Genomic DNA, 24,351 nt, shown 5'->3' with positions numbered 1-24,351 from the left:
CTTCGCTGAGCGGAAGCGGGACTTCATCCGTCCTCAGTGGACCGCCGGCGGCGGATCAGCCAGGTGCACGCGAAGGCGACGACCCCGACGCACCCGGCCACCACGAACGCGGCCCGCAGCCCGGAAGCGTCCGGGCTCTCCGCGGTGGCGTCGGCACTCCCGAGCGTCGCCACGCTGACGAACACCGCCGTCCCGAGCGCCCCGGCCACCTGCTGCAGCGTCGACAGGATCGCGCTGCCGTGCGAGTACAGGTGGTCCGGCAACACCCCCAGCGACTCGGTGAACAACGGCGTCATCATCAGCCCGAGCCCGGCCATCAGCAGCACGTGGATCCCGATCACCGCGATCAGCGGCGACGCCGGGCCCAGCGTCGTGAACAGCCACAGCGACACCGCCATCGCCGCCGCACCCGGGATGACCAGCGGGCGCGCCCCGACCTTGTCGAACAGGGCACCCACCGGACGGCCCAGCAGGCCCAGCACCAGCCCGCCCGGCAGCACCGCCAGGCCGCTGACGAACGTGCTCGTGTGCAGCACCGTCTGCAGGTACAGCGGCAGCAGGATCGCCGCCGCGCCGATCAGGCACACGAACAGCAACGCCGTCAGCACCAGCGCCACCACGAAGCTCCGGTGCGTGAACGGCCGCAGGTCCAGCAGCGCCCGGTCGCGGCGCTGCAGCCGCAGCTGCCGCCACGTGAACACCACCAGCGCCACGACCCCGGCCACGATCGGCACCCACGGCGGCAGCGGGGGCCGGACGCCACCCTGCTCACCCGACGTCGACAGGCCGTACAGCACACCGCCGAACCCGATCGCCGACAACACCACCGAAGGCACGTCCAGCGGCACCCGCCGCTGCTCGCTCGCCAACCGCAGCCGCAGCGCACCGGTCACCAAAGCCGCCACCGACAACGGCAACACGATCCAGAACATCCAGCGCCAGCCCAGCGACGACAACACCGCGCCACCGATCGTCGGCCCGATCGCCGGCGCCACCGCGATCACGATCGTGATCGTCCCCATCGTCGCGCCCCGCCGCTCCGGCGGCACCAGCCGCATCACCGACGTCATCAGCAACGGCAGCATCACCGCCGTGCCGCACGCCTGCACCACCCGCCCCACCATCAACATCCCGAACCCCGGCGCGAGCGCGCACAACAACGTGCCGAGGCTGAACGCCGACAACGACACCAGGAACACCTGCCGCGGCGTGAACCGCTCCAGCAAGAACCCGGTCGTGGGAATCACGACGGCCATCGTCAGCAGGAACCCGCTGGTCAGCCACTGCACCGTCGTCGTCGGCACCTTCAGGTCGACGGTCAGGTCACGCAACGCGACACTCAGGATCGTCTCGTTGAGGATCATCACGAACGCGGACAGCACGAGGACCCCGATGAGGAGCCCCGGGCGCGCCGGAGCGCGGTCCAGGTCGGCGGGCGGGGTGGACACGGTGTCGGTCATCGAGGCGAGAGCTCTCCTGGTCGGGCGGCACAAGCCCGGCAACGGGCGTGCTGTCTCCCTGCAGTCTGCCCGTTTCGGCGCCTTCGTGTCACGGCGGTTTCCCCCGTGCCGCCGGTCACCAGGGACCCCCTGCCGACCCACCGAAGACGTCCGATATGCTTCTGCGAGTACGGAGTTCCGCAGCGCGCGATTAGCTCAGCGGGAGAGCGCTTCCCTGACACGGAAGAGGTCACTGGTTCAATCCCAGTATCGCGCACCACGAGTCCACCCCCGGATTTCGTGGAAGTTCGTACGAAGGGCGATTAGCTCAGGGGGAGAGCGCTTCGTTCACACCGAAGAGGTCACTGGTTCGATCCCAGTATCGCCCACTCGATCGCGGGAGAGCCTTGCTTGCGGAAAGCGCAAGCAAGGCTCTCTTCGTCGTGTCCTGTGGGGGCCGAGCCCCCACGCCCCCGCCGGGGGCGAGCCCCCGGACCCCGCGTGGGGTCGCCTTCCCCTTTCGGGTGGCCGTTTGTCCTTTGTGGACTTTTTTACAGCAGTCGGCGTTGTAGGGGGTCGGCTAGGATGGTTTCCACCAGTTCTTGCAGCTCTTCGGGGTCCGGGAGGGTGTGCTTTTCGCGGCCTGCGAAGAGCAGGTGGCTTGCTCCGATCAGGGACAAGGCCAGGGCGTCCACCGTTGCGTCCGCTGCGATACGGCCCTGGGCTCGTTCCGCGGCCAGGTAGGACGACAGCATCTCGCGCGCCTCTGCCAGGAACGGGAGGCCGTCACCTGGACGGCGCAGGCGGCTGCGGAGTTCGTCGCGGAAGAACACCAAGCTCGTCAACGCTATCGAGACCGGGTCGAACAGCTCCGTCAGCGCGTCCACCAGGTTGGCCGCCACCGTGCGGGTGCCCGCCGAGGCCACCAGGATCGCCGACTGGTCCGACAACCGGCTGATCCGGTCCCGGACCAGCTCGGCCAGGAAAGCGTCGAAGTCCGCGAAGTGGCGGTGCAGCACGCCCTTCGCCACGTCGGCCTCCGCCGTCACCGCACGGCTCGTCAGGCCGTTCGGGCCCTCGCGCAGCAGGACGCGTTCGGCCGCGTGGAACAGCTGCTGGCGCACGTCGCGCAAGTGGACCCCGGTCGGCATGGCCCCATTCTCCGTTACGCCCGCGGCGAACGCCCACGCGGTTGTCCTAGTGGGCGCGTGCCCATTAAAGTGGGCGAATGCCCACTCAACCTCATGAGGCCCGGCATTTCGCCGAGTCGTTCGGGAAGGACGCCGCGCGCTACGACCGGGCCCGGCCCGAGTATCCCGCCGAGCTGGTCGCCCGCGTCGTCGCCGCGAGTCCCGGTCCGGACTTCCTCGACGTCGGTTGCGGCACCGGGATCGAGGCCCGGCAGTTCCGGGCCGCCGGCCGGCGGGTGCTCGGCGTCGACCCCGATCCGCGGATGGCCGCCTTCGCCCGCGGTACCGGCATCGACGTCGAGGTCGCGAAGTTCGAGGACTGGGACCCCGCCGCGCGAACGTTCGACGCGGTCGTCGCCGGGCAGGCCTGGCACTGGGTCGATCCCGTCGCCGGCGCGGCCAAGGCGGCCGACGTCCTGCGTCCTGGCGGGCTGCTCGCCCTCTTCGCGCACGTATTCCAGCCGCCGGCCCCGGTGGCCGACGCCCTCGCGCGGGGCATCCGGCGGGTGCTGCCCGATTCCCCGTTCGCGGGGGAGTCGAGGACCGCCGCCGAGCTCTACGAAGTCATGTTCGCCCGCTTCGCCGACGGGATCCGGGATTCGGGCCGGTTCGGTGCGCCCGAGCGGTGGTCGTTCGCGTGGGAGCGGGTCTACACCCGCGACGAATGGCTGGACCTCCTGCCCACGACCGGCGGCCTGACCCGGCTCGCGCCGGACGCGCTGGCGGACGTGCTCGCCGGCGTCGGGACGGCCGTCGACGCGCTCGGCGGCGGCTTCACCCTGGCGTACACGACCCTCGCGGTGGTCGCCGGGAAGTCTTGACAAAAAAAGTTGTCGGTGAGACCTTGGTGGCAAGCAAGCCAGACCGAACAGGTGTCGGTCCGAACCCGGGAGTCACCGATGTCTTTCCAGGCCTACCTCGACAACGCCGAGAAGCAGACCGGCATCACCCCGCGCGGCTTCCTCGACCTCGCGCAGGAGAAGAAGCTCACGAAGCACGGCGAGATCGTCGCGTGGCTGAAGACCGAGCACGCTCTCGGGCACGGCCACGCGACGGCGATCGCGCGGCTCGTCACCAAGGGGCCCGAGTTCGTCGCCGCCCACCACACCGACGGCATGCTTCACCTCGACGGCATGGCCTCCCGGACCTGATCGGGCCGGCGCCCGGCGGCCGGGCCCGGCCGCCGGGGTAGGAACGCGGCGACGGCCAGCGCGATGAGCGCCGCGGCCGAGCCCATGCCCAGCACGAGCCGGAAGCCGTTCCGCGACGGCAGCTCCACCGGTCCGAAGTGGATGGTCAGCCGGGCGAGGACCAGCCCGGCCGTGGCGCTCGAGACCGACGTGCCGATCGAGCGCATGAGCGTGTTGAGGCTGTTCGCGGCGGCCGTCTCCGACACCGGCACGGCGCCCATCACCAGCGACGGCATCGCGCCGTAGGCGAGGCCGATGCCGCCGCCGATGACGCTCGAAACCAGCACCAGCTGCCAGGTCGCGCTCATCAGCACGATGCCGAGCGCGTACCCGGCGGCGACGACCACCGCGCCGAGCATCAATGTCGTCTTCGGGCCGCGCGTGGCCGTGATGCGCGCGGACACCGGCGCCAGCGCCATCATGACGAGCCCGGACGGGGCCATCACCAGGCCCACCACCAGCATCGACCTGCCCAGGCCGTAGCCGGTGGCGGCCGGCAGCTGCAGCAGCTGCGGCAGCACCAGGGACATCGCGAACATCGCGAAGCCGAAGACCGCCGACGCGATGTTCGTCAGCAGCACCTGGCGCCGCGCGCTCGTCCGCAGGTCGACCAGCGGCCGCGGGGTGCGCAGTTCCCACCGGCCCCACAGCAGCAGGACCACCACGGCGGCGGCGAACAGGCCGAGCGTGGCCGCGCTGCCCCAGCCCCAGTCGGCGCCCTTCGAAATGGCCAGCAGCAGGCAGACGAGGGCGATCGAGAGCCCGGCCGCGCCGAGGATGTCGAACCGCCCGCCGGTGCGCACCGGCGACTCCGGCACGAGCGCGACGACGAGCCCCGTGACGACCACGCCGAGCCCGGCCGCGGTCCAGAAAAGCACGTGCCAGTCGGCGTTTTCGGCCAGCAGGGCCGCCGCGGGCAGGCCCAGCGCGCCGCCGACGCCGAGCGACGCGCTCATCAGGGCCGTCGCCGAGCCGAGCCGTTCGGCGGGCAGCTCGTCGCGCATGATGCTGATCCCGAGCGGGATGACGCCGGCGGCCAGGCCCTGCAGCGTCCGGCCGGCGACCATCGGCACGAGGCTGTCGGACAGCGCGCCGATCGCCGAGCCCACGACGAGCGCGCCGAGGCCGGCGAGCAGCATCCGCCGCTTGCCGTACATGTCGCCGAGCCGGCCCATGGTCGGCGTCGCCACCGCGCCCGCGAGCAGCGTGGCCGTGATGGCCCAGGTGGCGTCGGCCGCGGAGGCGTGCAGCAGTCCGGGCAGGGCGGGGATCAGCGGGATGACCAGCGTCTGCATCAGCGAGACGGTGATGCCCGCGAAGGCGAGGACCGCGACGACGAGGTTCGCGCGGGGCGACGTCGTTCCGGCGGGCGTGGCGGGGTCGAGCACGGGCGGTCCTCCGGACGTCAGTATTAAATCAGTCGCTTGACTTAGCCTAGCAGTCTTCGGTTGACTGATCACGAACTGACGGCCACCGCGGAGGACCGATGACGAGCACCGCCGAGATCCCCGAGTTCCCGATGACGCGCGCGGCCGGCTGCCCGTTCGACCCGCCGCCCGCGGCACGCGCGATGCAGGGGGAGGCGCCGCTCGCACGGGTGCGGTTGTGGGACGGCAGCACGCCGTGGCTGGTCACGCGCTACGCCGAGCAGCGGGCGCTGCTGGCCGATCCGCGCGTCAGCGCCGACGTCACCCGGCCCGGCTACCCGAGCCCGGCGCCCCTGCCCAAGGGAGGCACCGGGATCAGCTTCATCCTGATGGACAACCCGGAGCACGCGCGGCTGCGCAAGATGGTGACCGCGCCGTTCACGATCCGCCGGGTCGCGGCGATGCGCCCGGCCGTGCAGAAGATCGTCGACGACCTCCTCGACGAGCTGCTGGCCGGCCCGAAGCCGGTCGACCTCGTCGAGGCGTTCGCGCTCCCGGTGCCGTCACTGGTGATCTGCGAGCTGCTCGGTGTCCCCTACGCCGACCACGGCTTCTTCCAGGAGAACAGCAAGCTCATCATCCGCCGCGACGCGCGGCCCGAGGAGCGGGCGGCCGGACACCGGGCGCTCGTCGGCTACCTCGACCGCCTGATGGGGGAGAAGCTCGAGCGGCCGGCCGGCGACCTGCTCTCCGGCCTCGCGACCCGGGTGCACGCGGGGGAGCTGTCCCGGACCGAGGCGGCCCAGATGGGCGTCCTGCTGCTCATCGCGGGCCACGAGACGACGGCGAACATGATCGCGCTCGGCACCCTGGCCTTGCTGGAGCACCCGGACCAGCTGGCCCTGCTGCGGGAGAGCGACGACCCGGCGCTGGTCGCGTCCGCCGTCGAAGAACTGTTGCGGTACCTCAACATCACGCACAACGGCCGCCGCCGCGTCGCGCTGGAGGACATCGAGGTGGGCGGTGAAACGATCCGCGCGGGCGAGGGCGTGATCCTCGCCAACGACGTCGGCAACCGCGACCCGGAGGTGTTCCCCGACGGCGACCGGCTCGACCTCACCCGCGACGCGCACCGGCACGTCGCCTTCGGCTTCGGCGTCCACCAGTGCCTCGGCCAGCCGCTGGCGCGGCTCGAGCTGCAGGTCGTCTACAGCACGCTGTACCGGCGCATCCCGACACTCGCGCTGGCGACCGACGTCGAGAAGATCCCGTTCAAGCACGACGGTTCGGTGTACGGCGTTTACGAACTGCCGGTCACCTGGTGAAGCGCGTCAGACGCTCCGCAGCACCGAAACGACCACGCCCAGGATCGCCGCCCGGTCGCCGTCGATGACGGCGTAGGCCGGGTTGCGCGGCTCGAGGTACACGTGGCCGTCGCGGCGGCGGTACACCTTGACCGTCGCCTCCTCGTCGATCATCGCCGCGACGATCTGGCCCGAGTGGGCCTCCGTCTGCTGCTTGACCACGACGATGTCGCCGTCGCAGATCGCGGCGTCGATCATCGAGTCGCCGCGGACCCGCAGCCCGAAGACGTTACCGCGGCCGGTGAGGTCGCGCGGCAGCTTGAGGACGTCGTCGACGTGCTCCACGGCCGAGATCGGCGTGCCGGCGGCGATGTCGCCGACGACCGGAACCGGGACGGAGTCGCCGTCCTCGCGGGCTTCGCCGCCCTGCAGGAACGCGCGCACGTCCATCGGGCGCGAGACGCCCGTGCCGCGCCGCAGGTACCCCTTGTCCTCCAGGCTCGCGAGGTGCTTGGAGACCGACGACGTCGACTGCAGGCCGACGGCCTCGCCGATCTCCCGGGTGCTGGGGGAGTAGCCGTGCCGGACCACCCAGTCGCGGATCACCACCAGGATCTTCTGCTGCCGCTCCGGCAGGAGGGAGGGATCGAGGTGCTCGAAGGTGTCGTCGTAGGTGGTCACCGGCGGAATCCTAGAGGGAGCCGCTCGGCGCGCCGCCACCCGGTCTTTCGGGTGAATCCCGCTGAGCGGAACACCGCCGGGTAGTTGGCGTCTTACCAACATCACCCGGGACTTCGCGATCTATTGACTCGCTGTCCGATTCGTCTTATGGTCTAGACCACAATTTCCTTCGCTCGAACGACTTCCCGCGACGCGGCGGGCTCGCCTGCCGCGGCTTCGCCGTACCCGGTGGCGGGAAGCGAGCCTGTCCCCGAAGGAGCTTTCGATGAACCGAAAACTGGTCGCGGTCGCGGCGGGTGCCCTCCTGGCCCCGGTCCTGGTGGTGGTGAACCCCGCCGGTATCGCGAGCGCGCACGGCTACGTCAACTCCCCGGCGAGCCGGCAGGCGCAATGCGCCCAGGGCACGGTGTCCTGCGGTGACATCAAGTACGAGCCCCAGAGCGTCGAGGGGCCGAAGGGCCTGAAGTCCTGCGACGGCGGCAATTCCCAGTTCGCCGAGCTCAACGACAACGGCAAGGGCTGGCAGGCCGGCGCGGTCGGCACGTCGGCGACGTTCACGTGGACCTTCACGGCCCGCCACCGCACGACCAACTACGAGTACTGGATCGGCGGCGACAAGGTCGCGGACATCAGCGGCAACAACGAGCAGCCGCCGGAAACCCTTTCGCACCAGGTGGACCTGTCCGGCCACACGGGACGCCAGACGGTACTGGCGATCTGGAACATCGCGGACACCGGCAACGCGTTCTACTCCTGCATCGACGTCCAGGTGGGCTGAGCCCCGTCCGCCCGGGAGCGCGCGGCTCCCGGGCGGACGGATCACGGACCGCAGCCGTCAGTCGCTCCGGGACCACACGCGACAGCTCACGGCGCCGACCGGTACGGCGCTCCGCCCGGACTCGGCGGCTGCCCTGCGCGGCACGGGCGAGACGGTGCACTGGCCCACGGCCCAGGAGGCGGGCCAGCCGGATCGGTGAGGGCGTCCGTCACCGGCTCCCCTCGGCGGCGCCCCCGAACATCGCCTGTTCGGTCATCGGCGAGACGTTCGCGAGCAGCTCGCGGATCCGGTTGGCCAAGTGCGCGTCGTAAGCCATGACCGAGCGCCCTCCCGTCCTTGAGCTGGATATCGCCAGGCTCGCCGAACCCCGGCGTTGCTCATCCCAGCCAGGTGCGCAGCATGGCGCCGGACAGCGGGGTGTAGTTCGGCAACGGGATCGGTGTGCCACCGGTGCCCGCGACGAGGAAGAGGGCCGTGGTGGTGTCGCGTTCTGCGGTGAAGGCAACTGTGCCGCCGTCGGGTGAGACGGCAGCGCTGGTGGGAATGTAGTCGGTCTCAGGGGTCAAGCCGCGGACGTCACCGGTCTTACGGCTCACCGAATAGAGGCGGTTGTCGGGCGAGCGAACGATCGCCGAACCGTCGGGGGCGACGCCGAGCACCGGCCCCGCCGGCACGTCGTGCCCGAACGTACTGCGGTTGGACTTCGAGAGAGTCACAGTGATCGTGCCGTCCGATTCACACACCTGGCCGCGAGTGACGGTGTCCGCCGCGCACGCCGGCCCGGCGTATCCGTCGTAGTCGACTGCGGCGGGATCGGTCCCGCCGGGGACCGGGTCACCTGTCGCGGCCCAAACCAATGCGGTGTTGTCGATGACGACCGCGAGCTGGTCGCCGATGAACAGAGCTCCCGTGTAAAGCCGGCGCTTCGAGTAGCTGTCTTGCGGCGGAGTGACCCGGTGGAATTCGCCGTCGAAAGTAATGTAGCCGGCTTCGTAGGACATCGCCGTGGCCTGGTAGGGCAGCGGGTCGCCGAGAGAGGCGATCTTGCTGTACGTGGGATCGAAGGACGCCTTGTCGAGATCCGTGATCGGCCGGCCGGAACCGGGGTACTCCCGGGCGGCGGCGACGCTTCCCCGCGGTGTGACGAACTGGAGTTGGGCATGGTTCGCCAGAACGAGTGCGGGACCGCGTGGCAGATCACCATCGGTGGACGTCGTCGCAGGTGCTCCCGGGTCGCCAGGCGATGCACTGGGTACCGATTGGGTGGTGCTGCTCGAGATCGGGCCGTTGCCGGAGCACGCGGCCGCCGCAGCGGCAACGAGCACGCAGGCAAGAATGCGAATTCCACGCAGGAGTGGCGAATGGCGAGACACGGTGCTGAGTCGGTCGGCCTCGGCCTCGTGTTACGAGGAAATCGAAGAGGGCGCCGCGGGTCAGGGGCAGACCTGCCGTGCCGGGATCGGAGCGGGCAGGCCGGCCTGTTCCTCGGGCGTGAAGTCGCGGTGGCCGATGATGCGGCACAGATCGCGGGTCCACGCGGCAGGGTCCAGCGCCAGTGCCCCGCCCAGCCCGTCCGAGCCGGCGTAGAGCACCGTCCGGCCGTCCTTCGCGACGTTGATGAACGTGTACTGGGTCTGCTGGCCGTCCGGGTGCCCGAACTCGTAGGAGTCCACCGGGGCTTGCTTCCCCACCTGATAGACGCGCACGGAGTTGTTGGCCGCGATCAGGTAGTGGCCGTCGCCGTCGAGGAAGCCGGCCGACCACCTCGCACTGCTGATGTCGGACAGGCTGGGCAACGGTCCGAGTTCCCGGACCGGCGGGTCGCGCTGCCACAGCTCGACGACGGAGCCTTGGCGCATCAGCGCGAAGTACCGGCCGCTGGGATCGAACTGCAGCCCGAGTGCGTCGTCGGTGACTTCGGTGGTGGCGGTTGTCTGCCCGGTGGTGAGGTCGACGGCGCGGACGACCGGATCGCCGTAGACGATCACCTGCACGTGGTTCGGCTCGGGGTAGGGCCCCACCGCCATCGTCGGGGTGCCGGCGTCGCCGTCGGGGTGCACGGTGCCGGTGTCGAACCGCGCGAGCTGACGTCCCGTCCGCGCGTCCCACTGCTGCACCTGCCGGCCCGAAACGGTGACCAGGTTCCCGGTCCAGTCGAAGAAGTAGCTGAAGTTGTTGTCCGGCTGCTGGTGTCCGGTGCGCAGGTAGTCGCCGGGCTTCATCGGTGGGCGGCTCGGTGGCTCGGCGGTGGTGATCCGGGTGGTCTGCCGCAGGGTGGCGGTTTCGTGCACCGACACAACGTTCGCGGTTTCCCGGTCCACGACCAGGCTGCCGTCGCGGTTGAGGTAGAGCTCGTTCTTCGGCTTGTCCTCCTGAGCGGGCGGGGCAGGGGCCTCGGCCAGCACCCGGTCGCTGTCCACACCGGACGGCCGTAGTTGCAGGGAACCGTCTTTCAGCAGGCTGACCGTCTTGCTGCCGTCGTCGGTGAGCACCTGGTCGGCGACGTCGAGGGTCCGTGAGCCGGGTGGGAGTTCGGTGTAGGTGATCTCCGAAGAGCCGTAAGTGGCGAGCAGCAGCTTCCCGTCGGCCGAGATCAGGTCCGGCGCGTACTCGCTCGCGCTGGGTGCTTCGTTGCCGGAGGAGACCTCGGTCCCGAGGTCCAGGTCCACGACCCGAACGGAGTCTTCGCTCACGACGACCCGGCGTCCGGTCACGTCCACGGCGTTGTGCGAGCACAAGAAGGACGTCGGTGAACTGTACGGCCGCCCCTCCGCGACCCCGTCCGAGACCCGCACCCGAGACAAGACCGAGCCGCCGCCACCCTCCGGGGTGCGGCACGCCACGACAGCCGTGCGATCACCCGAGACCACGAAGTACTGGTCCTTCTGCGGCGCCAGCACCGTCCGGGACCGTCCGGTGGCCATGTCCACGGCGGTGAGCCCGGACGGGTGGTCGGGATCGTCCAGGCCGTAGGTGTAAACCAGCAACGTCCGGTTGTCCTGGCTGATCCACAGCCCGTTGCTCGCGTCCGGCGGCGCGGGGACCGAGCCGGCGACGGTCGCGGTGTCCAGGTCCCACCAGACCAGGCGGTCGCCGGCCGGGACGGCCATCAGTTTGCCGTCCGGCGACATCGCCGCCGAGTTCCCCGGGCCGTTGTAGTAGGTGGTCAGCCCGGACACCTTGGGCAGGGTGTGCACCGGACCGGCCGGCAGGAGGGCGTCGGCATCCACCTCGAACCAGCCGGCGGTCCCGTCGTCGCCGACGAACCCCGCACGCTTGCCGTCCGGGGAGACCATCGTGTACAGCACGTGCCCGGCCTGTACCGGCACGCCGCGAGTCTTGCCGGTGGTGGCGTGGACGAAGAGCGTCAGCCGCCCCAGGTCGGTGCTGGCGAGCACCACATCACCGTTCCGGCTCGCGTGGAACCCGGCGATCGTCCCGAGGAGCCCGGACAGGACCCGTTCGGAGTTCGAGTGCGCCAGGTACTGCCGCAACAGCTGGTTGCGCGCTTCCTGGGTGGGCGACGTCTGGTAAGCCGCGAGCGCGGTCATCACCGAGAGCGCCGGGTTCCGGGCCGAGAGGTCCTGCGAATGCTGGGCCAAGGCTCGCGAATTGGCGAGTGCCTCGCGTTCGCCGCTTTGCGCTTGCGCGTAGATGAACAGCGACACGAACGTCAACGCGGCCACGACGACGACGGCCAGCCCGGCCTTGAGGGCCCGCCGGCGGCGGGTCTGGACGCGTCGATGAACGCGGCCGCGGTCCAGGTAGTCGCGTTCGGCGGCGGTGAGCTCGGTGGCGTGCCCGGGTAGCCATTGCCCCGCGACGGTCAGGGAAGTGGTGCTGGGCAACAGATCGCGAGGTTGTCCGCGACGCTGCCAGCGGTCCGTGTCGTGCCGCAGGGACTCCCGCCAGTCCAGAAAGGACCGATCGGCGGCGATCCGCCGGGCGAGCCTCGCCCATCCGGTGAGCAGCGCTTCGTGGGCGAGCTCGACGGTTTCGGGGCCTTCGCCGCCTTGCAGGACCAGCAGCCGGGTGGCGGCCAGCTGCTGGGCGATGTGCCATTCCGGTTCGCCGAGTTCCGCGCGTGACGCGATCCGCCGGACGGGTGCGGTGCTCCCGAGCGGGATCCGCACGAGCTGGGTGAGCAGGCGCTCGGCCGCCGGTTCGTCCGGCGCCGGAACGTTTTCGGCCCAGGCGCGCTCGGCGTATTCGCCCAGCGCGCCGGCGACGCCGCCGATCAGTTCGTAGGCGCCGTGCGTCAGCACGCCTTTGTCCTGCCGCTCCCACAGCAGGTCCAGGGTGAAACCGAGCAGGGGCAACGCACCGGGCTCGGAGCCGGTGTCGGCCAGGATGCGTTCGGCCAAGTGCGGCTCGTAGTGCACGCCCGGAACCTCGCCGACGGGCTTGGCGATGATCTCGCGCAGCTGCTCCGGCCGCATCGGCTCCACCGCGCAGACCCGCTTGCTCACGACCGGTCCGAGCAGGGGGTGCGCGAGGACCGGTTCGAGGAAGTCGGCCCGCAGCGTGCACAGGACCCGGACCGTGGCCGGGATGCGGTCGTCGAACAGCACCGCCGCCAGGGCTTCGAGCTGCCCGGCGGGAGGTCGAGCAGTTCCTCGGCCTGGTCGACCACGACGAGCAGCCGGTCACCGCGCTGCCGGTCGAGGATGCGCGGCACGATCCCGTGCAGTCCCTGCTCGGCCAGCACGTCGGCGAGCTCGGGCGTCTCGGACAGCCGCCGGGTTTCGGACAGGTCCGGCTCCAGCAACGGCAGCAACGCGGCCGCCAGCGCGTGCAGCGGACTGGCGTGGTGGCCGGGCCGCAGCACGACCGGGCAGTCGCCGTCCGCCCGGCGCAGCGGGCCGACCCCGGCCATGGCCAGCGACGACTTGCCGCAGCCGGAGGGCCCGACGAGGGTGGTCCAGCGCTCGCCGGCCACGATTCGCGCAACGTGCTCGCTCTCGGCCCGCCGGCCGTGGAAGAGGGCCGCGTCGGTCTCCTGGAAGGGCCGCAACCCGCGGAACGGCGAGGGCGGCAGCACGAGTTCGCGCAGGCCCGGCCAGGCCGCCAACAGGGCGGCGGCGGGGATCAGGTAGCAGGCGGGCGGGTGCCCGGATTCGGCCACGGCCACCATGCCGATGACCCCGGCCAGCTCGTCGTCCCACACCGGCCCGCCGCTGAAGCCGGGGGAGACCCGGTAGCCGTCCCCGGCCAGGTCGACCTGCATCCAGCCGTGGGCTTGGCGGTGCCGCAGCGTGCCGCTGTGCCACACGCCGCCGGGGCGCCCGTCCGGCAGGCCGTAGGCCCGGGCCGGGTGTCCCCACACCTCGTCCGCCTCGACCAGCCGGACCGGCCGGGCGTCGCGCATCGGCGCGTCGAGGCGCAGCACGGCCACGTCCCCGACGCCCGACGGCTGCTCAGGGATCCAGTGCGCGACGCTCGCCGCGGCCCCGGCGTCCGGCCGCTCCGGGCCGAGCAGTGGCAGATCCACCCGGAGCGTGGCTCCGGACGGCGGCGGGGCGTCGTCCCCGGTCCCGAGCGCGGCGGTGACGACGTGCGCGCAGGTGAGCGCGAGGGTGTCGGTGACCAGGAAGCCCAAGCCGACGGGGTGCCCCGAAGAGGTGAAGATCCGCAGTACGGCGGCGTCCAGCGAGCCGGGCCCGGTGCTCTCGGCGGGCGGCGGCGCCGTCATGACGCCGGGTCGCCGGCTTGCGGGCCCTCCTCGTCTTCCGCCGACGTCTTCCAGGTGAGCTTGACCTTGAAGTTGGCCTGGGCCGAGGCGCTGGAAATGATGACATCGGCCTTGGTGGACAGGGACAGCCCGAACTCGACCGCGATTTCGTCGGGTGCGTGGACCATGCCGCGGAACCCGGTGACGAAGTCCTCCGCGACCGGCCGGACCTTGGCCACCATTTCGCTCAATGACCGGGCGCCCCGGGCGACGATCTCCCCCGGCCGGGCGGCCTTGACCAGCCCTTCCTCGACCTGGTCGATCTCGACCCCCACCGTCTGCCGCCCCGCCGAACCGCCGACCGGCAGTTCCACCAGATAGGTCACGCGTTCCCCTCCGCCCCTCCCCGGCACGATCCGCCGGGCGAATTCCATTCTGTCGGTACGGGGATCACCGCACCCGGTCACCGGGCGATGCCACCAGAATGGAGCAATCGTATTCGGCGACAACCGTTTTACGGCCGGCTGAAGAACGCCAGGCCGAGCACATCGTGCCCGGGAACGGCGATGCGGACCGGGCCGCCGATGCGGGGCTCGCCGAGGACGCGCAGGCGGCTGGTCTGCTCGATGTGGTGGGTGAGTGCTTCGTCGGTGGCGGTCAGCTTGAACGCGAGTTCGGCGCCGTCCGGGGTGCGCGCCAGGCGCCATGGCTTGCTCGCCGCAGGGGCGACGACTTCGAGTTCCGTCCAGCGGCCGGGGAGCGGGGGACGGAACCGTGCCGCGTCGATCATCGCCGCGACGACGCCGTACCCGGAGAACAACGCCATGGCGATGAACGGGGTCCGCCAAGGACCCAGCGGCAGCAGGGCGATACCCGCCATCGTGAGGGCGAGGACGGCGGCGTAGAGCGCGGTTTGCCGGGAGCGCCGCACGCGGCGCCCGCTCGCCGCGACCAGGACCGGGTCCTGGTCCGGCGGGAGGACCGGCGCTCCCGGGTCCTCGGGCAGTGGCTCGGGCGGCCGCCACCGGTAGTGGCCGCGTCGCCGGATTTCCGACAGCCCGAAGGAAAGCCCGGCCGCGCACACGAACCAGCCGTAGGCCGCGACGGTGTGATCACTGGCGAGCCCGAGGGCCGCGGCGACGCCCACGCCGCCCAGCACCCCCAGGACGTTCTTGACCCGCATTTCCCGTCCCCCCGAACCGAGCCCAGCGCGGTGTGAATCTCCTGTGGTGGAGATGACAACGGCCGACGATACTCGGAGCGGGAACCGAGGAGCGCCATGGATCTGTCCACTCTCGCACTGGTCGTCGCCGCGGGGCTCGCGGGGCCGCTGCTCGCGGCGCCCCGGCGGACGCGGCTTCCCGTCGTGGTGGGCGAACTCCTGGCCGGCGTCGCCATCGGCCGCACCGGGGCGGGCTGGGTGCACGCGGACGAACCGATCCTGTCCTTCCTGGCCGCGGCCGGGTTCGCGCTGGTGATGCTGGAGGCCGGCAGCCACGTTCCGCTGCGCGACGCGGCATTGCGCGTGGCCCTGCGGCGCGGGGCACTGCTCGCGGCGGTCGTGGGCGTGCTCGCGGTGCCCGCCGGGCTCGGCGTGGCCGCGCTGACCGGGACCGGGCACGGGCTGCTCTACGCGGTGCTCCTGGCGTCCAGTTCCGCGGCCCTGATCATGCCGGTGCTCCACGAGGCCGGGCTCGACGGCCTGGCCGTGACCGCGACGATCGTGCAGGTCGCCATCGCGGACACGGTGTGCATCGTCGCCCTGCCGCTGGCGGAGGACCCGGGCCGGGCGGGCCGGGCCGCGCTCGGCGCGCTCGTGGTGATCGCGGCGGGCGCCTTGTGGTTCGCCGCACTGCGATGGCTGCACGCCCGCGGGCTCGTCACCCGTGCGCACGAGATCAGCAAGAGCCGGCACTTCGGCCTGGAGCTGCGGATCGCCCTGATCGTGGTGTTCGGCCTGGCCGGGCTCGCGCAGCTGGTCGGGGTCTCGGTGATGCTCGCCGGGTTCGCCGCCGGTCTCGCGCTGGCCGCGGTCGGCGAGCCGCGGCGGCTGGCCCGTCAGCTGTTCGCGGTCACGGACGGGTTCCTCGGGCCGGTGTTCTTCGTGTGGCTGGGCGCCTCGCTCGACCTGCGTGCGCTGGGCACCCAGCCACGGCTGATCGTGCTGGCCGGTCTTCTCGCGGCGGGGACCGTCCTGGTGCACGCGGCGACCCGGCTGCTGGGCCAGCCCCTCGCCCTGGCCCTGCTGGCCGGCGCCCAGCTCGGCGTCCCGGTCGCGGCCGTGACCATCGGGACCCGCGAGGGCCTGATGTCCGCCGGGGAAGGCGGTGCGATCCTCGCCGCCGCTGTCATCAGCGTCGCGGTGACCGCCGTCGCCGCCGCGCGCGCACCCGCACATTCACCCGAGGAGGCGGAATGAAGGAACACTGGAAGGACGAACCCGACGAGCACGACTACCCGGCGGCGTACGACTACCTCACCCTCGTCACCGACGAGGCCGCGGCCGGCCGGCTCGTCGACGCGCTCAAAGCGGCCACGCTGACCCACCGCAAGGCGAAGGACATCCTGCGTGCCAGCGGGCTGGCGTTGCTGCCGGCCGACAACCCGCACGTCGCGAAGGACCTCGGCAAGGTGAAGGACGGCCGGGCGCTGTCGCCGGTCCTGCTGGTGCGTGGGGACACCCACCAGGGCCTGATCGTCGCCGACGGCTACCACCGGGTGTGCGCCTCGTACCACCTCGACGAAAACGCCGACATCCCCTGCAAGCTCGTCTGACCCGCGGCCGTCACTTGAACAGGCTGACCGCCCGCGACACGACCACGGCGAGGGTCACCAGCGAGACCGCGGACTGGCTCAGCATCAGCATCTTCGCCCACCGCGACATCGGCATCACGTCGGTCGGGCTGAACGCGGTCGCGTTGGTGAAGGACACGTAGAAGTAGTCGACGAAATGCGGTTCCCAGTCGGGGTGCCCGGCCGGGTCCTCCATCTGCGGGAACCGGAAGTCGGGCCGCGGGCGCTCGCCGCGGGCCCGGGCCACCGGGCCGCCGCGGTCCCATTCCCAGTACCACAAGGCGAAGGCGATGACGTTCGTCAGCCAGATCGCGCCGCCGCTGCCCAGCAGCGGCGCCGGTTCCTCGCCCGCGCGTGCGGAGAGGAGGTCCAGCACCAGCAAGGCGGCCGACCAGCCGTTGGCCAGGCTGATCAGCGCGATCAACGCCACCGACAGCGGACGCAGCCACGGGTGCCCGCGCGTGATCCGCACCGGGTTCACCGCGATGAGCACCGCGACCAGGGCGACCTCCAGCACCGGCAGCAGCCAGTGCGGCCGGAACGCGAGCCGGTCGGGCAGCACCAGCTGGAGGGTCACCGCCAGCGCGATCGCCAGGGTGACCGCCCACCGCTGCTCGCCGCGGGTGACGCGCAGCCAGGCCGGCGCTTGCTTGGCGGTGTCCACGACGGTGTGCGCCGCGTCGGAGACCGGGTGCGCGCCGTGGCAGAGCAGTTCCTCGAGGTGGGTCAGCTCGGTGCGGATCGACCGCAGCCGCCGCAGGTGGTCGGGCGCCGGGGGATCTGCGGGTGCCCGGTCCATCGGAGTCCTCTCGCCGTGGTGCATCGGCCCGAATCTACTGAGCGGGCCCCTGTGGGGACGCTGAGAACGCGGTATCGCCCAGTCCCAGTGCGCGCGCGGCGAGCTGTTTTGCCTGGTCGGCGGCATGGGGGACCGTCCGGAGGGCGAGGGTGACCGTGACGCCTTCGAGCAGGATGACGAGCTCGTCGGCGACGCGCCCGGGTTCGGGCAGGTTCGCGTCGACGGCGAGCGAGGTCAGGTAGCCGCGGACCCAGTGCTTGTCCTCGGCGATGACCGTCCGGGCGGGGTGCGCGGGGTCGGCGAGTTCGGCGTGCGCGTTGACGAACGCGCAGCCGCGCGGCGAGTTGTGGCGCATCCACGCGGCGAGCGCGTCGAAGACCAGCAGCACCTTTTCCGCCGGCGTCGTGCCGTGTTCCTCGACGTAGTGGCGAAGCCAGTCACGCCAGCGCAGGTCGCGGTCGCGGAGGTAGGCGACGATCAGTGCGTCCTTGGAACCGAACCGGTCGTAGAGGGTCTTCTTGGTCACACCGGCGGCTTCGGCGACCGTGTCGACGCCGATCGCGTTGATGCCCCGCTCGTAGAACAGCTCGCCGGCCGTGGCGAGGACGCGTTTCGCCGCCGGGGTCAGCTCGCCCTCGGGGGTGCGTGGCCGTGGCATCCGTGACTCCTTCCGCAGGCGGCGTTTGACAGCGCCTTCGTGCGGTAACTATACCGGTATGTATACCCTACGTGAGGCGGTGGAGATGACGAAGCAGCAGCCAGGGGTGCCGGACCGCATGACGGCCGTCGTCCTGGCCCGGCACGGCGGGCCCGAAGCGCTGGAGGTCGTCACCGACTTCCCGGTCCCCGCGCCCGGCGACGGCGACGTGCTGGTCGCGGTCGCGGCGGCCGGCATGAACAACACCGACGTGTGGAGCCGCGAGGGCAGCTACGGCACCGCGGGCGATCCCGGTGCGGTGGGCGGCTGGCGCGGCGTGCCGCTGACGTTCCCGCGGATCCAGGGCGGCGACATCGCGGGCACGATCGTCGCGGTCGGCCGCGACGTCGACGAAACCCGCCTGGGCCAGCGAGTCCTCGTCGACAGCGCGCTTTACGACGGCGAGGGCCCGGGTGCGAACGCGATCGGGCTGCTGGGCAGTGAACGCGACGGCGGGTTCGCCCGGTTCGCCGTCGTCGAGGCCCGGCGCGCGCACGATGTGACGGCGAGCCCGTTGTCCGACCTCGAGCTCGCGGTCCTGCCGATCGCCTACGGGACCGCCGTGGGCATGCTGGAGCGTGCCGGGCTCGTGGCCGGAGAACGGATCCTGGTCACGGGCGCGTCCGGAGGCGTCGGGCTCGCCCTGGTGCAGCTCGCGGCCGCCCGCGGGTGTTCCGTCGTGGCGGTGTCCACTGAGGACAAACGGGATCGGCTGCTCGCCGCGGGCGCGTCGCAGGTGCTGCCGCGCGGAACCGTGCCGTCCCGGGAGCTCGGCGAACCGGTCGACGTCGTGGCGGACGTGGTCGGCGGCAGCGGGTTTCCCGGCCTGGTCGACGCGCTGGCGGAGGGCGGCCGGCTGGTGACCGCCGGTGCCATCGCCGGGCCGGAGGTCGAGCTCGACATCCGCCGCCTGTACCTGCACAGCCGGCGGCTCATCGGCTCGGCCATGTGGACGCCCGCCCAGTTCGAGCAGCTGGTGACGCACGCGCGCCGGGGCGACTTCAAGCCCGTCATCGCCCGGAGGTTCGCGCTCGAGGACATCGCCGCCGCTCAGCGGGAGTTCGAGCAGAAGACGTTCGTCGGGAAGTTCGTGCTGGGCTAAGCCGCGTTGTACCGGCGCACCGCGGGCGTCTCGTCGACGGTGACGCGGCCGAGGTGGGCCAGGACGTCGAGGTGGGCCTCGATCTCCATGACCGCGGACAGCTGGTGTTCGAGCTGGAGCGCGTCGAGCTGCCGGCGGTGGCGGGTCCACGGCAGCTGGCGCGCGACCTCGTAGGCCGTGGCGGCGCCGGTCGCCAGCAGCTCGTTGACTTCGTCGAGCCGCTCGCGGTGGTGGTCGAGCAGCTCCCGCACGCGGGCGTGGGTGCTCGGGCCGACCGCGCCGTGCGCCGGCAGCAGCACCGAGTCGGGGCGGCCGAGCAGGAGCTTCAGGGACGAAATGAACGAGCGCAACGGCGTCGCCTCGGGCGCGACTTCGAAGCCCAGCGAAGGGGTGATCCGCGGCAGCACGTGGTCGCCCGCGAAGAGCACGCCTGCCGTCGAGTGCGCGTAGACGACGTGCCCGCGGGTGTGGCCCGGGGTCGAAACCACCTCGAGTTCGCCCTCGTGCAGCGGGACGCGGTCGCCGTCGCGGAGCCAGCCGTCGGGTGGCCCGTAGGGCGTCTCGGCGCCGGAGGTGTCGATCGCGAGCACCCGTTCGGCCAGCTCGCCGGCCCCGCAGCGGGCCAGGAGCTCCGGGTGGTTGGGGAACGGGTTGGTGGTGTCGAAGCCCTCGATGCTGAGCCGCTCGTGCTCGCCGATCAGCAGCCGGGCGCCCAGCGGCTCGCGCCACGCGAAGGCCTGGGTGTAGTGGTCCCAGTGGTGGTGCGTGGCGAGGCAGGTCCGCACGTCGCCGAGCCGGTGCCCCAGCGCGGTCAGGGCCGCCACGACGGCGCTCTCGGTGGCCGGGCTCGCCCAGCCCGGGTCGATGAGCACCAGGCCGTCGGGGCCCTCGAGCACGTAGGCGTTCACCGTGGACAGGCCCGCGATCGGCAGCGGCAGGGGGATGCGGTGGACACCGGGCGCCACGGGGTGTGCTCCCGGCGTGGTCCAGTCGTCCGGCTGGTCGGTCGCGAGTTCGGGCATGCGCCTGTCCTGGTCGGTTGCAAAGCGTACGCAACGACTTTAGCGACCGGGTGGCCGGCCGGACCGCGCCGGTGAGATATCTCGCGGACGGGTCAGAGCAGGTCGAGACCGCGGAGCACGAAGAACGCCGCGGTCCCGAGCACGAGCACGGCGACGATGACCAGCGTGACGACGGCCGGCGTCCGCGACGGCATCGGCTGCGGGTGCGACAGGCCCGAGGTCTGGCCCGCGTCCGGCGGCGTGTCGCCGGGCGGAACCGAGCCGCCGGGTTCGAGGCCGGGGGCGTCCTCGGGCTCCGGACCGGGCGCGGTGGAACGCCTGGTCGTGTCGGCGGGTTCGGTGCGGATCGGCTCGTTGTCCATGGTCGGCGGGTACCCCCGCGGCCGCGGTCAACCGCTGATCGGCGGGTGAACGCGGTGTGGTGGGATCGGGGACGTGAGCCGGGCCGTCGAGGAGATGAACCGCCGCATGCTGCGTGCCCGCGACACCATGGACCGGGACTACGCGAAGCCGTTGGACGTGCCCGCGCTGGCCCGGATCGCGCACGTCTCGCCGGTGCACTTCATCCGGACCTTCCGTGCCACCTTCGGCGAGACGCCGCACCGGTACCTGCAGCGCCGGCGGGTGGAGCGGGCCATGTTCCTGCTGCGCTCGGGCGACCGGAGCGTCACCGAGATCTGCCTCGAGGTCGGTTTCGGCAGCCTCGGGACCTTCAGCCGGACGTTCCGGGAGATCGTCGGCGAACCTCCGACGGCCTACCGGCGCCACGGGCCGGTCGCGGACGTGCCGACCTGCTTCGCCATGGCGTGGCTGCGGCCGCGGAGCTGACGGGACGATCATTTCGGATAAGCACCCCGGTGCCTGCCTGAACTACCGTCGCCCCATGCTCAACGCCATCACGATTTCCCAGATCTTCGTGCTCGACCAGGACGAGGCGCTCGACTTCTACGTCGGCAAGCTCGGCCTCGAGGTCAACACCGACGCCGACCTCGGCTTCATGCGGTGGCTGACGATCAACGTGCCCGGCCACCCGGACCGCGAGATCCTGCTGGAGAAGCCCGGCCCGCCCCGGATGGACGAGGCGACGGCGGACCAGGTCCGCGACCTCCTGACCAAGGGCGCCATGGGCGGGTCGCTGTTCTTCAGCAGCGACGACTGCCGCAAGACCTACGAGACGCTGCTGGCCAAGGGCGTGGAGTTCACCGACGAGCCGACGGAGCGCCCGTACGGGATCGACTGCGGCCTTCGCGACCCCTTCGGCAACAGCATCCGGTTCAGCCAGCCGCTGTCCGGTTCCTGAGGCGGCGCGCCGGGCGTCACCGGTTCGGGCGGCACACCGGACCCATACCGAGCCGCTCCAGGACCGAACGTGGGGTATGGCCGCAACCACCGTGACGCCCGACCGCCCCGCCCCGCCGAAGCGGCTGCGGTTCTTCGCCGCCGCCTTCACCGGCGTCCTGGCCCTGGCCGCCGCGCTGGCCGCCGGGCACCTGGTCGCCGGGTTCATCGGCATCAACGCTTCGCCCTACCTCGCGGTCGGCAACGGCGCGATCGACCTCACCCCGGTCGAGCTGAAGGACTTCGCCGTCCGCACGTTCGGCACCCACGACAAGCTGGTGCTGCTGGGCAGCATGGCCGTGGTCATGGTGGGGGTCGCCGCGCTGGCGGGTGTCCTGTCGCGACGGTCGCCGGTGCCCGGCACGGTGCTCATCGCTGTGTTCGGGCTGGTCGGTGCGTTCGCGGTGGACCAGCGCCCGGACTTGACGGCGGTCGCGCTGCTGGCCCCGCTCGCCAGCCTGGTCGTCGGCCTCGCCGTGTTCCTGCTCCTGCACCGGATCGCGCCGCGCGTGTGGCGAGAGCCCGATTCAGCGAAGACCGGCACGTCCCGGCGGACGTTCCTGCTCGGCGGGGCCGGGGTAGTGGTGGGGGCCGGTGCGGCCGGCCTCGGTGGGCAGTTGATCAGCGCCACCCGCGACGCGACGGCGTCGCGCGAAGCGGTCGGCAAGCTCGTCCCGGCCCGGACCGCGCCCACGATCCCGGCCGACGCCGACTTCGCGAAGCTCGGCACCCCGCCGTTCCTGACGCCGAACGACAAGTTCTACCGCGTCGACACCGCGTTGTCGGTGCCACAGGTGCGCACCGAGGACTGGAGCCTGCGGCTGCACGGCATGGTCGACCGCGAAATCCGCTTCGGCTACCAGGACATCCGCAACCGGCCGCTGGTCGAGCGCACGGTGACGATGACGTGCGTGTCCAATGAGGTCGGTGGCGATTATGTGTCGACGTCGAACTTCGTCGGGGTCGACCTGGCCGACCTGCTCGCCGAGGCGGGGGTGAAACCCGGTGCCGAGCAGTTGTTCTGCACCAGCGTCGACGGGTGGACCTCGGGTACCCCGGTCGCGGCGGCGCAGGACCGCGCCCGTGGGGCGATGCTGGCGATCGGGATGAACGGCGAGCCGTTGCCCCTGGAGCACGGGTTTCCGGCGCGGCTGGTCACGCCGGGGTTGTACGGGTACGTGTCGGCGACGAAGTGGGTCGTGGACATCGAAGTGACGACGTGGGCGGCGCGGCAGGCCTACTGGCTCAAGCGCAGCTGGGCTCGCGAGGCGCCGATCAAGACCGAGTCGCGCATCGACTCCCACCGCGGGTTCGCGAACGTCCGAACGGGAAAGGTCCGGGTCGCGGGGGTCGCGTGGGCCCAGCACACCGGGATCGAGAAGGTGGAGGTCCGCGTCGACCAAGGGCCGTGGCAGGAGACCACGCTGTCACACGAGGTCAACCTCGACACCTGGCGGATGTGGTGGACCGAGATCGACCTGCCCGCCGGGGTGCACCAGGTGTTCTGCCGCGCCACCGACAAGTCCGGCTACACGCAGACCGACCAGCGCGCGGGCACCGTCCCCGACGGCGCGACCGGCTGGCACAACGTCACCTTCACCGCAGCGTGAAAGCGATCAGCCGGCGTGCGCCGAGTCCCCGGTCCACGCCGCGGCCACGTCGAGGCCGGCGGCGAAGGTGACGATCGCGTCGAGGACTGTCACCACCTCCTTGCGCGGCTCGGAGCGGGTGGTCCGGTGGCGGGCGACGAGGGTGCGGGTCCCGAGCCCGGGCAGGGACACCGCCTTCACCCCGTCCGGCACGGCTTCCCGCACCGCGAGCGCGGGCACGAGCGCGATGCCCAGGCCGCCCGCGACCATCGACAGCGCCACGTTGTAGTCGTAGTAGCTGTGCCCGGGCGCGGGTGCCGCCGGGAGCCCGCGGCGGGTGCGCTCGGTGGCCGCGTGCGCCGCCGTTTCGGAGTCGACGCCGAGCCAGGTGAGGTGCTCGAGGTCGGCCGTGCTCACCGGGTCGGCCGTGCCGGTGGGAAGGATCACCAGCCACGGCTCTTCGAGCACGGGGACGTCCCGGGTGCCCCGCGTCGGCTTCCCTTGGCCCGCCGGGCTTTCGTCTTCGAGGATGAGCAGGTCGACCGCGCCCGAGCGCAGGGACTGCAGCGCCTTCCGGGTCTCCATCTCGCGGATCACCACTTCCAGGGCGGGGAACTCCTCGCGCAGCCGGTGCAGGAGCGGGATCAGCAGGGTGCGGATGACGGACTGGAAGGCCGCGATGACGACGGTGCCGGTCACGTCTTCACGAAGCGCGGCAAGGGCTTTGCGTGCGTCGATCAGCTCGGCCTCGATGTGTTCGGCGGCCTCGGCCAGCACCCGCCCGGCGGGGGTCAGGACGGCACCGGTGGGCTGCCGGTCCAGCACCGCGACACCGATCGACTCTTCGAGGCGGGCGATCTGCTGGGACACCGCCGAGGGCGTCAGGTGCAGGAGATCGCCGGCGGCGAGCACGCCCCCGGCACGGTGCACGGCCAGCAGGACGGCGAGCCGGCGCGGATCGATCTGCATTCAGCAGAGCTTAACCCCCTGAGCAGAGAACTTCGATTGCGCTGCACCCCGCCCGCCGGTCACGATGGCGGCATGGAGGAAATGTTGTCCCTGGCCGCCACCGCGGCCGGGTGGGCGGGAGCCCTCGGTACGGCGGCCGCGTACGGCCTGGTTTCCCGTCGCGTGGTCGAACCGGATTCGGCCACGTTCCAGTCGCTCAACCTGTCGGGCGCCGCACTGCTGGGAGTTTCGGCCGCCGCCAACGGCGCGTGGCCCGCGGTCGCGGCCAACTTCGTGTGGGTCCTGATCAGCGTCCAGGCGATGATCAGCGCCCGCGGCGTCGTGGGCGCGGTCCGCGCCCGCCTGCGCCGAAGCCGCGACCCGGTGGCCGGCCGGCGTTCAACGGTGCTCGTATCGCCGGAGGCCTGCCCGTGACCTCGCCG

25 protein-coding genes and 2 tRNA genes are annotated in these 24,351 nt (G+C 71.7%); 13 read left to right on the top strand and 14 right to left on the bottom strand.

The window, feature by feature from the left end:
- Positions 1-23: 23 nt before the first annotated feature.
- Positions 24-1,460, bottom strand: a complete 1,437-nt coding sequence (locus ACYVLJ_RS33740) for an MFS transporter (RefSeq protein WP_460441701.1) — start codon at positions 1,458-1,460, stop codon at positions 24-26.
- A 184-nt stretch (positions 1,461-1,644) separates the two neighbouring features.
- Between ACYVLJ_RS33740 and ACYVLJ_RS33735 the strand changes: the two genes are divergently transcribed.
- Positions 1,645-1,719 (top strand) — tRNA-Val (locus ACYVLJ_RS33735).
- Between the two features lie 37 nt (positions 1,720-1,756).
- Positions 1,757-1,828 (top strand) — tRNA-Val (locus tag ACYVLJ_RS33730).
- Positions 1,829-1,990: 162 nt separating this feature from the next.
- On the opposite strand, the gene ACYVLJ_RS33725 is transcribed toward ACYVLJ_RS33730, so the two are convergent.
- On the bottom strand, positions 1,991-2,590 hold the full coding sequence (locus ACYVLJ_RS33725) for a TetR/AcrR family transcriptional regulator (protein ID WP_460441700.1): 600 nt from the start codon (positions 2,588-2,590) through the stop codon (positions 1,991-1,993).
- Positions 2,591-2,667: 77 nt separating this feature from the next.
- Here ACYVLJ_RS33725 and ACYVLJ_RS33720 point away from each other — a divergent pair, with 77 nt between their 5' ends.
- Positions 2,668-3,450, top strand: coding sequence for a class I SAM-dependent methyltransferase (locus tag ACYVLJ_RS33720; protein WP_460441699.1), 783 nt, complete (start codon positions 2,668-2,670; stop codon positions 3,448-3,450).
- A gap of 78 nt (positions 3,451-3,528) precedes the next feature.
- On the top strand, positions 3,529-3,780 hold the full coding sequence (locus tag ACYVLJ_RS33715) for a DUF4287 domain-containing protein (protein ID WP_460441698.1): 252 nt from the start codon (positions 3,529-3,531) through the stop codon (positions 3,778-3,780).
- On the opposite strand, the gene ACYVLJ_RS33710 is transcribed toward ACYVLJ_RS33715, so the two are convergent.
- Complete coding sequence (locus ACYVLJ_RS33710) at positions 3,750-5,207, bottom strand: MFS transporter (protein ID WP_460441697.1); 1,458 nt, start codon at positions 5,205-5,207, stop codon at positions 3,750-3,752. The two genes, ACYVLJ_RS33715 and ACYVLJ_RS33710, sit on opposite strands and share 31 nt — an antisense overlap.
- A gap of 98 nt (positions 5,208-5,305) precedes the next feature.
- On the opposite strand from ACYVLJ_RS33710, the gene ACYVLJ_RS33705 reads away from it, so the two are divergent.
- Positions 5,306-6,511 carry a cytochrome P450 gene (locus ACYVLJ_RS33705; protein ID WP_460441696.1) on the top strand — a complete coding sequence of 402 codons (1,206 nt, stop codon included), beginning with the start codon at positions 5,306-5,308 and terminating at the stop codon, positions 6,509-6,511.
- 6 nt (positions 6,512-6,517) lie between these two features.
- Here ACYVLJ_RS33705 and lexA read toward each other — a convergent pair whose 3' ends face one another.
- Positions 6,518-7,171 carry a transcriptional repressor LexA gene (gene lexA / locus ACYVLJ_RS33700; RefSeq protein WP_451988686.1) on the bottom strand — a complete coding sequence of 218 codons (654 nt, stop codon included), beginning with the start codon at positions 7,169-7,171 and terminating at the stop codon, positions 6,518-6,520.
- Positions 7,172-7,436: 265 nt separating this feature from the next.
- On the opposite strand from lexA, the gene ACYVLJ_RS33695 reads away from it, so the two are divergent.
- Positions 7,437-7,949 carry a lytic polysaccharide monooxygenase auxiliary activity family 9 protein gene (locus tag ACYVLJ_RS33695; protein ID WP_451988687.1) on the top strand — a complete coding sequence of 171 codons (513 nt, stop codon included), beginning with the start codon at positions 7,437-7,439 and terminating at the stop codon, positions 7,947-7,949.
- A 377-nt stretch (positions 7,950-8,326) separates the two neighbouring features.
- On the opposite strand, the gene ACYVLJ_RS33690 is transcribed toward ACYVLJ_RS33695, so the two are convergent.
- The 5 genes from ACYVLJ_RS33690 to ACYVLJ_RS33670 form a co-directional block, all read right to left on the bottom strand.
- On the bottom strand, positions 8,327-9,274 hold the full coding sequence (locus ACYVLJ_RS33690) for a TolB family protein (protein WP_460441695.1): 948 nt from the start codon (positions 9,272-9,274) through the stop codon (positions 8,327-8,329).
- Between the two features lie 108 nt (positions 9,275-9,382).
- Positions 9,383-12,520 (bottom strand): WD40 repeat domain-containing protein, encoded by a 3,138-nt coding sequence (locus ACYVLJ_RS33685; RefSeq protein ID WP_460441694.1) that lies wholly within the window; start codon positions 12,518-12,520, stop codon positions 9,383-9,385.
- A complete protein-coding gene (locus ACYVLJ_RS33680) occupies positions 12,415-13,641 on the bottom strand; it encodes a S1 family peptidase (protein ID WP_460441693.1) in 1,227 nt (408 codons plus the stop codon). Before ACYVLJ_RS33680 ends, ACYVLJ_RS33685 begins: the two co-directional genes overlap by 106 nt.
- A complete protein-coding gene (locus ACYVLJ_RS33675; RefSeq protein ID WP_460441692.1) occupies positions 13,638-14,006 on the bottom strand; it encodes a CU044_2847 family protein in 369 nt (122 codons plus the stop codon). The genes ACYVLJ_RS33680 and ACYVLJ_RS33675 overlap by 4 nt, the downstream gene beginning before the upstream one ends.
- Before the next feature lie 128 nt (positions 14,007-14,134).
- On the bottom strand, positions 14,135-14,803 hold the full coding sequence (locus ACYVLJ_RS33670; protein ID WP_460441691.1) for a hypothetical protein: 669 nt from the start codon (positions 14,801-14,803) through the stop codon (positions 14,135-14,137).
- A gap of 96 nt (positions 14,804-14,899) precedes the next feature.
- Here ACYVLJ_RS33670 and ACYVLJ_RS33665 point away from each other — a divergent pair, with 96 nt between their 5' ends.
- Positions 14,900-16,039 (top strand): cation:proton antiporter, encoded by a 1,140-nt coding sequence (locus ACYVLJ_RS33665; RefSeq protein ID WP_460441690.1) that lies wholly within the window; start codon positions 14,900-14,902, stop codon positions 16,037-16,039.
- Positions 16,036-16,395 carry a hypothetical protein gene (locus tag ACYVLJ_RS33660; protein ID WP_460441689.1) on the top strand — a complete coding sequence of 120 codons (360 nt, stop codon included), beginning with the start codon at positions 16,036-16,038 and terminating at the stop codon, positions 16,393-16,395. The genes ACYVLJ_RS33665 and ACYVLJ_RS33660 overlap by 4 nt, the downstream gene beginning before the upstream one ends.
- Before the next feature lie 10 nt (positions 16,396-16,405).
- Here ACYVLJ_RS33660 and ACYVLJ_RS33655 read toward each other — a convergent pair whose 3' ends face one another.
- Positions 16,406-17,212: a hypothetical protein gene (locus tag ACYVLJ_RS33655; protein WP_451988694.1), complete on the bottom strand. Its 807-nt coding sequence runs from the start codon at positions 17,210-17,212 to the stop codon at positions 16,406-16,408.
- A gap of 34 nt (positions 17,213-17,246) precedes the next feature.
- Positions 17,247-17,870 carry a TetR/AcrR family transcriptional regulator gene (locus ACYVLJ_RS33650; RefSeq protein WP_460441688.1) on the bottom strand — a complete coding sequence of 208 codons (624 nt, stop codon included), beginning with the start codon at positions 17,868-17,870 and terminating at the stop codon, positions 17,247-17,249.
- An 85-nt stretch (positions 17,871-17,955) separates the two neighbouring features.
- Between ACYVLJ_RS33650 and ACYVLJ_RS33645 the strand changes: the two genes are divergently transcribed.
- The gene (locus tag ACYVLJ_RS33645; RefSeq protein WP_460441687.1) at positions 17,956-19,011 is read left to right on the top strand and encodes a zinc-binding dehydrogenase; all 1,056 of its coding nucleotides are present in this window, start codon (positions 17,956-17,958) and stop codon (positions 19,009-19,011) included.
- Here the strand turns inward: ACYVLJ_RS33645 and ACYVLJ_RS33640 are convergent.
- Positions 19,008-20,033 (bottom strand): MBL fold metallo-hydrolase, encoded by a 1,026-nt coding sequence (locus tag ACYVLJ_RS33640; RefSeq protein WP_460441686.1) that lies wholly within the window; start codon positions 20,031-20,033, stop codon positions 19,008-19,010. The genes ACYVLJ_RS33645 and ACYVLJ_RS33640 overlap by 4 nt on opposite strands.
- A 92-nt stretch (positions 20,034-20,125) precedes the next feature.
- Entirely contained in the window at positions 20,126-20,395 is a 270-nt protein-coding gene (locus ACYVLJ_RS33635; RefSeq protein WP_460441685.1) for a DUF6480 family protein, read from the bottom strand.
- Between the two features lie 106 nt (positions 20,396-20,501).
- Between ACYVLJ_RS33635 and ACYVLJ_RS33630 the strand changes: the two genes are divergently transcribed.
- The 3 genes from ACYVLJ_RS33630 (at position 20,502) to ACYVLJ_RS33620 (ending at position 22,981) form a co-directional block, all read left to right on the top strand.
- Positions 20,502-20,861, top strand: a complete 360-nt coding sequence (locus ACYVLJ_RS33630) for a helix-turn-helix domain-containing protein (RefSeq protein ID WP_460441846.1) — start codon at positions 20,502-20,504, stop codon at positions 20,859-20,861.
- Between the two features lie 55 nt (positions 20,862-20,916).
- Positions 20,917-21,333: a VOC family protein gene (locus tag ACYVLJ_RS33625; protein ID WP_451988699.1), complete on the top strand. Its 417-nt coding sequence runs from the start codon at positions 20,917-20,919 to the stop codon at positions 21,331-21,333.
- A 76-nt stretch (positions 21,334-21,409) separates the two neighbouring features.
- Positions 21,410-22,981 (top strand): molybdopterin-binding protein, encoded by a 1,572-nt coding sequence (locus ACYVLJ_RS33620; protein ID WP_460441684.1) that lies wholly within the window; start codon positions 21,410-21,412, stop codon positions 22,979-22,981.
- 6 nt (positions 22,982-22,987) lie between these two features.
- Here ACYVLJ_RS33620 and ACYVLJ_RS33615 read toward each other — a convergent pair whose 3' ends face one another.
- On the bottom strand, positions 22,988-23,929 hold the full coding sequence (locus ACYVLJ_RS33615) for a LysR family transcriptional regulator (protein ID WP_460441683.1): 942 nt from the start codon (positions 23,927-23,929) through the stop codon (positions 22,988-22,990).
- A 72-nt stretch (positions 23,930-24,001) separates the two neighbouring features.
- Here ACYVLJ_RS33615 and ACYVLJ_RS33610 point away from each other — a divergent pair, with 72 nt between their 5' ends.
- Entirely contained in the window at positions 24,002-24,343 is a 342-nt protein-coding gene (locus ACYVLJ_RS33610) for a CBU_0592 family membrane protein (RefSeq protein ID WP_460441682.1), read from the top strand.
- The last annotated feature ends 8 nt before the right edge of the window (positions 24,344-24,351 follow it).

This window comes from Amycolatopsis stemonae, assembly GCF_054781455.1.
The sequence above is the reverse complement of the archived record's forward strand: the minus strand, read 5'-3'. Positions and strand labels throughout refer to the sequence as shown.